Here is a 9,612-nt window from a genome sequence, read left to right as displayed (position 1 = left end):
GAATGATACTAGTTTAGTCAGCCATCACGGGAGAAAAATGGAGGAATTATGAAACACTGTCAGGATTCATCCGATTGGCGGTGTGGATTGCGAGGCGTTACGCATTAACTCTTGCCAAAAACGACGGGTGAGAAATTGTGTGCCAGAGTGGGGGCACGGCAAAAAGGAGGTAAGCCACGGATTTCAGCGGGACGCTGGAACGGGAAAGCCCCTCCCGAGGAAGGGGCCAAAATAAGGAAAGGGTTATGATGAAGTTAGTCATCATACTGGTGATACTCTTAGTCATTAGCTTACCGGCTTACTAAGACACCAGGGGGAGGGGAAACCCTCCCTTACCCTCACTCCTGACGTTAAGCCACACAAACAGGAATGTCAATCCATCCGCGTTCAGCTTGCGAGGCGTTTAGCGGAATACCACCTCAGCCCAGCGGGCAAGACCCGCGGTGACGGAACCGAAGTCATCGCCACCGGCAATGGGAATTCCCGGCAGTTTGGCGGCCAGCGCTTTTTTGATCAGCGGCGAGCGTGCGCTGCCGCCGGTCAGGTAGATGACCTCCGGCTTTTCCTGAGCGTTATCCAGCGCCAGTTGTACCTGTTCCAGTATCCGGGAAAGCGGCTGGTCCAGCGCCCCCTCCAGCGCCTGCTGACTCACAATGGTGGCCAGATCGTCACGGATAAACGGGAGCGTCGCGTTAATCTCAGGCTGCGATGATAGTGCAATTTTGCTCTCTTCGGCGCTGCGGACCAGTCGATAACCGAGACGTTGACGCCAGACTTTCAGCAGCAGCGCCACCTGTTCCGGTTCGCGGGCATCGTGTACCAGGTCGTTCAGCAGACGACCCGTGGCGCTGCTGTAGAAATCACTTTGCGCCGGGACATCGTTGATAGCTACCGCGTTCCACCATGGCAGTACCGGCAGCGCGATCCCTTTTTCGGTTTCGCCCCCCATCCCCAGCAGCGGCATCAGGTGTTTAAACGCCAGCGCGATGTCCAGATCGTTCCCGCCAACGCGACAGCCGCTGTGGCCCAGCAGGCTGGATTCACGGTCGGCGCGATGATGCCACTGCGGCCCCATCAGCAGTAATGAACAGTCGGTTGTTCCGCCGCCAATGTCGACCACCAGCACGCGTTTCTCTTCTTGTAATGTCGCTTCGAAATCCAGCCCTGCCGCCACCGGCTCATACTGGAAAATCACATCCTGGAAACCGGCTCGTTTTGCTGCGCGTTCGAGAATCCCTTGTGCCTGACGGTTAGCCTCATCGCCACCTAATCCCTGAAAGTTGATGGGGCGTCCAATCACCGCCTGGGTGATGTTTTCCGGCAACTGGTTTTGCGCTTGCTGGCGGATATGCAGCATCATTGCGCAGACCAAATCTTCGAACAGCGCCACCTGCTGCGGCTTGAGCCCACTGGCCCCCAGGAAAGACTTCGGCGATTTGACGAAGTAAACCTCTTCCGGGTCGTCAATGTAATGGCCAAGCGATGACAGACCAAACTGTACGCTGGTGGCGTGAACATCGATGTCCTCGTCGCGGTTGAAGCGCATTGCCCGGCGCAACAGCGCCTGTGTTTCATCGTCCGGCGTGGGAACATGATGATGGCGGTAGAGCCATTCGCTCACGGACTCGCGTGTTGGCGCACAAAGCATAGAAGGCAGCAGCGTGCTGTCATTTTCCATTTTCAGCAGATGCGGCGTGCCATCGCGCATAACGGCAACAGAGCAGTTGGCCGTACCGTAATCAAAACCAATAAACACCTTAAAAATCCCCATGCCAGTGAAGAAGGGGCGTGACTGTAGCGAAATGTCGCCTCTGCGACAACTGGAATATGAAAGCAAAGCATAACCTCTGAATAACGTTTATGCTGAAGGTTCGCAGAAAAAGGAGAGCGTGATGTTTACCCTGAACTGGCAGCCGCCGTATGACTGGTCATGGATACTCGGTTTTCTCGCCGCGCGTGCGGCGAGCGGTGTTGAAACCGTAGAGGCATTACGCTATACGCGAAGCCTGGCTATCGGGCAAAACCGGGGGATTGTCTCTGTCGTTCCGGACAGGGATCACGACACGCTTCAGGTGACAATGAGTGAAGGGCTATTACCGGTTGCGGATATCTGTCTTGAAAAAATTGAGCGGCTGTTTGATTTGCGCTGCAAACCGCAACAGATTACCCAGGCGCTGGGAACGCTGGGGGCGGCGCGTCCGGGATTGCGGCTGCCGGGGTCGGTGGATGCGTTTGAACAAGGGGTTCGCGCCATTCTGGGCCAGTTGGTGAGTGTCTCAATGGCGGCGAAGCTCACGTCGAAAGTCGCCCAACGATATGGCGATGCGTTGCCTGACGCGCCGGAGTATGTCTGTTTCCCGACGCCTGAACAGCTCGTGTCAGCCGATCCGCTTGAACTGAAAGCATTGGGTATGCCGCTGATGCGCGCCGGGGCGCTCATCCATCTGGCCAGGGCCGCGCTGGACGGAACCTTTATCACACAGGCGCCGGAAGACATTGAGCAGGGAGTGAAAACATTACAGGGATTTCCGGGGATCGGACGCTGGACGGCCAACTACTTTGCCCTGCGTGGCTGGCAGGCGAAGGACGTGTTTTTACCTGACGATTATCTTATCAAGCAGCGCTTTCCGGGAATGACGCCTGCGCAGATCCGTCGCTACGCGGAGCGCTGGAAACCCTGGCGCTCCTACGCATTGCTGCACATCTGGTATACCGAAGGATGGCAGCCGTCAGTTGATGGCGAAATAACTGGTGTTAAGGAGTAAATCCAGCGGCTGCGCCTCCGCAATGATGTCGCCATAGATCTGATCGACACCAATGCCTGACAGCGTATCCATCACAATTGGCGTTTGTACTGGCCCGGCGATGGTCTTGATACCCAGACGTTGGGCGTGTCCCTGAATAATTGATACCAGCATCTCATCCATCATATTGCCGTGAATAATGGCGCTCAGGTCGCTATCCAGCAGCAGGTAGTCCGCCATACCTTTGGTCATTGTGTTGAAAATCTGCAGGTCGCGGCCAATCTGGCTCACGATGATTTGGCATCCTGCTTCGCGTAACTGACGAATCGCCGCGACGCTCTCCTGTGGGCTGATTAACAGCGCGTCAGCCGGCACAATCAGGTGCAGCAGACGTTCGGACAATGCACTTTGCTCCAGTTGATTCAGAAGTTCGCCGATAAGCGTGGAACTGGTTAACCCGGCCGCTGAAAGAGGCAGGGCGATACTAAGTCCTTTGCGGGCTACCGCGGAGGCGGCATGATGGAAAAATTCATGGAACAGCCGTCTGTCCAGCGCCTGGTTGAGCGCCGGGTCAGCGAGGCTCGCCCGAAATGCCTGTTCTTCCATGACTTCACCTTCGCTGGTCCACAGTCGCAGCGAAATAAGCCAGAAATTACGTGCTTCAGGAATACGTGGTGACGCCACGCCGCGGGCGAGCATTAACAGGTGGTTGTCCTTAATCATGCGCCACTGCTCATCCACTGACATCATGGCGCGTTCATTATGGGCGATTTCCTGCTGTGGTTCATACACCGTGACCTGGCCGCGCCCGCTATTTTTAGAGGCATAGCAGGCAATATCCGCCTGTGACATCACCTCAATCGCCTGACAGTTGTTTTCGTCAATCAGTGTGAGCCCCGCGCTGGCACCAATGCGATGCAGGCGACCTTCCCACATAAAGTGGTAATCATTGATTGCGTTGATTATCCGCGAGGCAATAAAGCGCGCGCTTTCAACATTACAATCCGGGAGTAGCAGGCCAAATTCATCGCCGCCCAGTCGCGCCAGTACATCACTGGAACGCAGCATTCTGAGCATCAGTTGTGCCAGTTCACGCAGTAGCGCATCTCCCGCCGCATGACCCGCGCTGTCATTTACCGCTTTGAAGCGATCGAGATCGATAAAGACCAGCGCGTGGCACTGATGCGAATTTCGCACCGTTTGCAGCAACTGCTTGAGTTTGCTTTCAAAACTTGCGCGATTCGTCAGATGAGTGAGGGCGTCATGCGTGGCGCTGTAGCTTAACTGACGTAGCATTTTACGCGACTCGGTGACATCCTGAATGACCAGCACCGATCCGATATTTCCGCCATCCAGCGTACTGAGCGGAGTGATGCTGTAATGAATATCGTAGCTACCGCCGTTACGACAGTGGAGAACCACATCCTGTTCGATGGCGGAACGGGACATATCCGCGCTATAGATGTTCTCCATCACCGGTCCGTTATCACCAAAAGTGATGCGCAGCACCGTCAACAGCGGTACGCCTATCGCGCTTTCCTGCTGCCAGCCGCTCATTTTCTCCGCCACCGGGTTCATAAAGGTGACCTTCATGTCAACATTAATACAGACCACGGCTTCGCCGATGGAGTCCAGCGTAATGTGCAGACGCTCTTTTTCCTGAAACAGCGCTTCGTTTAGCTGTTTCACTTCGGTCATGTCAATATTAATGCCGAGCAGACGTTCAACCTCGCCCTCTTTATTTAATACCCGGTTTGCCAGTGAGCGGATATGGCGTACACCGTCTTTAACGGCAATACGAAACTCAAGCTTAAAAGGAAGGCGGGCAGCTAACGCATCACGAATCACCTTCTCTGCATAGTCGCGATCTTCCGGGAGTAAGCGCTCATACCAGACCGACCAGGTCGGTTTGACGTGGGCAGGGATTTCATAGAGTTCGAACATGCGTTTGTCCCAACTGATGATGTCAGGTTGCAGTTCCCACTCCCAGATCCCAATCCCACCGGCTTCGTTCGCCAGCGTGATCCGCTCCATCAGGCGCTTATTGACCCATTCGGTATGCTTAAGATCGTTGATATCTTCAATCTGGGCAATAAAGTACAGCGGCGTACCATCTGGGTGGCGTACCAGAGAAACGGCCAGCAGCGCCCAGACCACTTCTCCACTGCGCGTGTAATAGCGTTTCTCCATGGAATAGCTATTAATATCGCCATTCACCAGCATTGTGAGCTGTTCTAAATCTTTATTCAGATCCTCAGGCCAGGTGAGTTGCTGAAAAGTCAGCGAACGGAATTCATCCTGTTGATAGCCCAGAAACTGACACAGGGCTTTGTTGGTTTGCAGCCATTGCCCTTCAGTGCCGACCAGCGCCATGCCGATCGCCGAGTATTCCATCGCGTTACGAAAACGCTCCTCGCTTTCGGTAATATGTTTACGCTCGGCCCGAAACGCGTACATCACCATCGTCATGACGTTTGCCGGCAGCAAAATCAGCAAAAAGGGCAGCCACGGCAGGTTGTTCATGACGTGTGCTTTGGGGGTGACCAGAAGTGACGGATCGGACGCCATCATCAGTGACACCATCATGACAGTGGCGAGGAAGATGAGAAAGGCTTCCATGCGCGGTAAACGCACTGCGCTCCACATCAATAAGACGATGATAAAGGTGAATGGCCACGGCACGTATTTCATCACCAGCCAACTGAGCACGAGCGTCACAACCAGCGTCAGCAGCGTTTCAAGAAGCAGCCGTGGATTGCGGTGGCGCAGCAGATAGTGCGGCTTAAACAGCAAGCCTAGCGGGACCAGCGCCAGTGCGCCAATGGATTCTGACAGCACCCAGATGAGAAATGCTTTCAAGGGGGTTTCATTCGGTGCCAGTAACCAGACCAGAATTCCGCCTAACAGGGGCGGGATCACCGCGCTGCCGAAAGCCAGGCGAATCCAGTCATTGAGATTCTGTAAGGGGTTATACCAGGGCAACAATTTACGCAACAACATCGCACCGACCGCGGCTTCAATAATATTGATAGCCGTGTAGGTAAAATTCAGGGTGCTGGGGGGAAACAGGACCAGCGATGCGCCGACGCTCCCCAACGAGCAGGCGAGGGCAATGCCTGGCCACATCCGACCCGCGTGGCGATAAAAAGCCACCATCATAATAGAGGTGGGAAACCAGAGCGGCGCTAACTGGCTACCAAACTGCGATAATTCCAGTGAGAAGAGAGTAAAAACAAAAGCCGCCAGTCCCAAACTGACGAAACGCAGCAGAGGATGGGGCAAGGTAACTAAAACATGTTGGGTTGGTTTACTCATTACCCTGTATCCGAGTGGCCGGAACGTCACGGAAGGCCGGACGAATCTGTGTTGGTCTTTGTTTATGCTAGTACAAACAATTTACAATTTATATCCTGATTGCTCATTATTTGAGATGACGAGGCGATTAATTTCGGCAAAATTGGGTTTATTTAGTTATCTGCTCTAAATCTGAACAAATAAATTTGCGACAGGGCATAAACGAGAGCCAACGTCGCTTACTGCTATCTTGACTGGTATCGCGGGCCTGAAATCCCTATAATTGCCGCGTTTGACGCTCCGGCGTCGTCCTTCCTTCACATCCAGGTTAATCAGGTCGCTAAATTTATGACTGAGCAGTCTCATCAGTGCGTCATTATCGGTATTGCTGGCGCATCGGCTTCAGGCAAGAGTCTTATTGCCAGTACCCTTTATCGCGAATTGCGTGAACAAGTTGGTGACGAGCATATCGGCGTTATTCCGGAAGACAGCTATTACAAAGATCAAAGCCATCTGTCGATGGAAGAGCGTGTCAAAACCAACTATGACCATCCGAATGCGATGGATCACAGCCTGCTTTTTCAGCACCTGCAAGCCCTCAAACGGGGTTCTTCAATTGAGCTTCCGGTCTACAGCTACGTTGAACACACCCGCATGAAAGAGACGGTCCGCGTTGAGCCGAAGAAAGTCATTATTCTTGAAGGGATTTTATTGCTGACTGACGCCCGTTTGCGGGAAGAGATGAACTTCTCTATTTTTGTTGATACCCCGCTGGATATCTGTCTGATGCGCCGTATAAAACGCGATGTGAACGAACGTGGTCGTTCGATGGATTCTGTGATGGCGCAGTATCAGAAAACGGTACGTCCTATGTTTCTGCAATTTATTGAACCGTCCAAACAGTATGCGGATATTATCGTGCCGCGCGGCGGCAAGAACCGCATCGCTATCGATATTCTGAAGGCGAAAATCAGTCAGTTCTTTGAATAAGCCTTGCGAATTGTGTACCGTTCAGTGATAACCTGGTTTGCCCTTAATGCACAGTGCGTTAAGTGCCCGATGCGCGAAAGGAGAAAGTGCCATGCGTCTGTGTGACCGAGATATTGAAGCCTGGCTTGATGAAGGCCGTTTGTCGATCAACCCGCGTCCGCCCGTTGAGCGCATCAATGGTGCGACGGTGGATGTGCGCCTGGGCAATAAATTTCGTACCTTTAGTGGCCATACCGCTGCGTTTATCGATTTAAGTGGTCCGAAAGATGAAGTCAGCGCCGCCCTTGACCGCGTGATGAGCGACGAGATTGTGCTGGAAGAAGGGGATGCTTTTTACCTTCATCCGGGCGAACTGGCGCTGGCGGTGACTTATGAGTCGGTCACGCTGCCTGCGGATCTGGTAGGCTGGCTGGATGGGCGCTCTTCGCTGGCGCGCCTTGGGCTGATGGTTCACGTGACCGCGCACCGTATCGATCCGGGCTGGTCTGGCTGTATCGTCCTGGAGTTCTATAATTCCGGTAAATTACCGCTGGCCCTGCGTCCCGGGATGCTGATTGGCGCGTTGAGCTTCGAGCCGCTTTCGGGGCCTGCGCTTCGCCCCTACAACCGTCGTGAAGACGCGAAGTATCGCGATCAACAGGGCGCTGTTGCCAGCCGGATTGATAAAGACTGAGTCTAATCCATCGAGGTAGCATGAGACGATTTCTGACGACGCTGATGATTTTGCTGGTCGTGCTGGTGGCCGGTTTCTCCGCGTTAGTATTGTTAGTCAATCCGAACGATTTCCGCGCGTATATGGTGCAGCAGGTGGCCGCGCGGAGCGGCTATCAACTGCAATTGGATGGTCCGCTGCGCTGGCACGTCTGGCCACAGCTCAGCATTCTCTCCGGACGGATGGTGTTAACTGCGGAAGGGGCCAGTGAGCCGCTGGTTCGTGCGGATAACATGCGCCTCGATGTTGCATTGTGGCCATTGCTGAGTCATCAACTCAGCGTCAAACAGGTGATGCTCAAAGGGGCGGTTATCCAACTGACGCCGCAAACCGAAGCCGTCCGCAGTCAAAACGCGCCGGTCGCGCCGAAAGATAATACCTTGCCGGATGTGGCAGAAGATCGCGGCTGGTCGTTCGACATCGCCAGTCTTCGCGTAGCGGACAGCCTTCTGGTATTTCAGCATGAGGGCGACGAACAGGTCACCGTGCGGGATATTCGTCTGCAAATGGAACAGGATGCGCAGCATCGTGGCTCTTTCGAATTCTCCGGACGGGTTAACCGCGATCAGCGCGATCTCGCCCTGGCGTTCAACGGAACGGTTGACGCTTCCGACTACCCGCATAATTTAACCGCCAACATTTCGCAGCTAAGCTGGCAGTTACAGGGCGCGGATCTGCCAAAACAGGGGATTCAGGGGCAGGGGCAACTCCAGGCGCAGTGGCAGGAAGAGAAAAAAACGCTCACCTTTAGCCAGCTTAGCCTCACTGCGAATGACAGTTCTTTGAACGGCAACGTGCAGGTTACGCTGAGCGAAAAACCGGCATGGTTAATCAATTTACAATTCGCCCCGCTGAATCTGGACACGCTGTTACCGCCGCCTGAAAGTGCAAGCACCACGGCCGGTTCACAGGAGCAAAGTGCGAGTCAGCTACCGTTGGCGCGTCCGGTTATTTCTACCCGTGTTGATGAACCCGCCTATCAGGGGCTGAAAGCCTTTAGCGCGGACATCGCTCTGAAAGCGAATAATGTGGCCTGGCGTGGAATGAATTTTTCTGATGTGACGGCCCGCATGACAAATCAGTCCGGTGTACTGGAGATTGCCCAATTACAAGGGAAGCTCGACGGCGGCGCAATATCGCTGCCGGGTACGCTGGATGCCAGTGGGAAGACCCCAAACGTGGCGTTCCAGCCGCGTCTGGATGATGTCGAAATCGGTACGATCCTGAAGGCCTTCAACTATCCCATTGCGTTGACCGGGAAAATGACCCTGACAGGCGATTTTTCCGGTGCGGATATTGACGCCAAAGCCTTTCGCCATAGCTGGCAGGGCCAGGCGCATGTCGACATGCGTAATACGCGTATGGACGGCTTGAACTTCCAGCAGATGGTTCAGCAGGCTGTTGAACGCAGCGGCGGCGATGTCCAGGCGATGCAAAGTTTCGACAACGCCACGCGTCTGGACAGGTTCGTCACCGACCTGACGCTGGATCAGGGTAAGCTGACGCTTGATAACATGGAAGGGCAGTCCCCGGTGCTGGCACTGAGCGGAAAAGGAACGCTTGATCTGGTGGGGCAGACCTGTGATACCCAGTTTAACGTACGAGTGCTGGACGGCTGGAAGGGCGAAAGCAAGTTAATTGATTTCCTGAAAAATACGCCGGTTCCGCTTCGGGTCTATGGCAACTGGCAGGCGCTGAATTACAACCTGCAGGTCGATCAGTTGCTGCGTAAGCATGTCCAGGATGAAGCAAAACGTCGCCTGAACGACTGGGCTGAAAGAAATAAAGACTCTCGCGATGGCAAGGACGTGAAGAAGTTGCTCGATAAACTTTGAGACGGTGATATACCTGCCGGATAAGACGCGATAGCGT

General features: G+C 54.2%; 7 protein-coding genes. 5 read left to right on the top strand and 2 right to left on the bottom strand.

From position 1 onward, the window contains the following. Positions 1-245: 245 nt before the first annotated feature. A complete protein-coding gene (locus tag WB371_RS06240; RefSeq protein ID WP_108418456.1) occupies positions 246-305 on the top strand; it encodes a type I toxin-antitoxin system Ibs family toxin in 60 nt (19 codons plus the stop codon). 98 nt (positions 306-403) lie between these two features. Here WB371_RS06240 and yegD read toward each other — a convergent pair whose 3' ends face one another. Further along, a complete protein-coding gene (gene yegD, locus WB371_RS06235; RefSeq protein WP_336219235.1) occupies positions 404-1,756 on the bottom strand; it encodes a molecular chaperone in 1,353 nt (450 codons plus the stop codon). A gap of 136 nt (positions 1,757-1,892) precedes the next feature. On the opposite strand from yegD, the gene alkA reads away from it, so the two are divergent. Then, positions 1,893-2,765, top strand: a complete 873-nt coding sequence (alkA, locus tag WB371_RS06230; protein WP_336219234.1) for a DNA-3-methyladenine glycosylase 2 — start codon at positions 1,893-1,895, stop codon at positions 2,763-2,765. Here the strand turns inward: alkA and WB371_RS06225 are convergent. Further along, on the bottom strand, positions 2,730-6,059 hold the full coding sequence (locus WB371_RS06225; protein WP_336219233.1) for a diguanylate cyclase: 3,330 nt from the start codon (positions 6,057-6,059) through the stop codon (positions 2,730-2,732). The two genes, alkA and WB371_RS06225, sit on opposite strands and share 36 nt — an antisense overlap. 327 nt (positions 6,060-6,386) lie before the next feature. Here WB371_RS06225 and udk point away from each other — a divergent pair, with 327 nt between their 5' ends. From udk to asmA, 3 genes are all read left to right on the top strand, one after another. Further along, complete coding sequence (udk, locus tag WB371_RS06220; RefSeq protein ID WP_336219232.1) at positions 6,387-7,028, top strand: uridine kinase; 642 nt, start codon at positions 6,387-6,389, stop codon at positions 7,026-7,028. Positions 7,029-7,119: 91 nt separating this feature from the next. After that, positions 7,120-7,701: a dCTP deaminase gene (gene dcd, locus WB371_RS06215; protein WP_336219231.1), complete on the top strand. Its 582-nt coding sequence runs from the start codon at positions 7,120-7,122 to the stop codon at positions 7,699-7,701. A gap of 20 nt (positions 7,702-7,721) precedes the next feature. Next, positions 7,722-9,575, top strand: a complete 1,854-nt coding sequence (asmA, locus tag WB371_RS06210) for an outer membrane assembly protein AsmA (RefSeq protein WP_336219230.1) — start codon at positions 7,722-7,724, stop codon at positions 9,573-9,575. Positions 9,576-9,612 lie beyond the last annotated feature (37 nt).

Origin of the sequence: Citrobacter amalonaticus, assembly GCF_037053465.1 — a bacterium.
In the GTDB taxonomy this organism is placed as follows: domain Bacteria; phylum Pseudomonadota; class Gammaproteobacteria; order Enterobacterales; family Enterobacteriaceae; genus Citrobacter_A; species Citrobacter_A amalonaticus_H.
The sequence above is the reverse complement of the archived record's forward strand: the minus strand, read 5'-3'. Positions and strand labels throughout refer to the sequence as shown.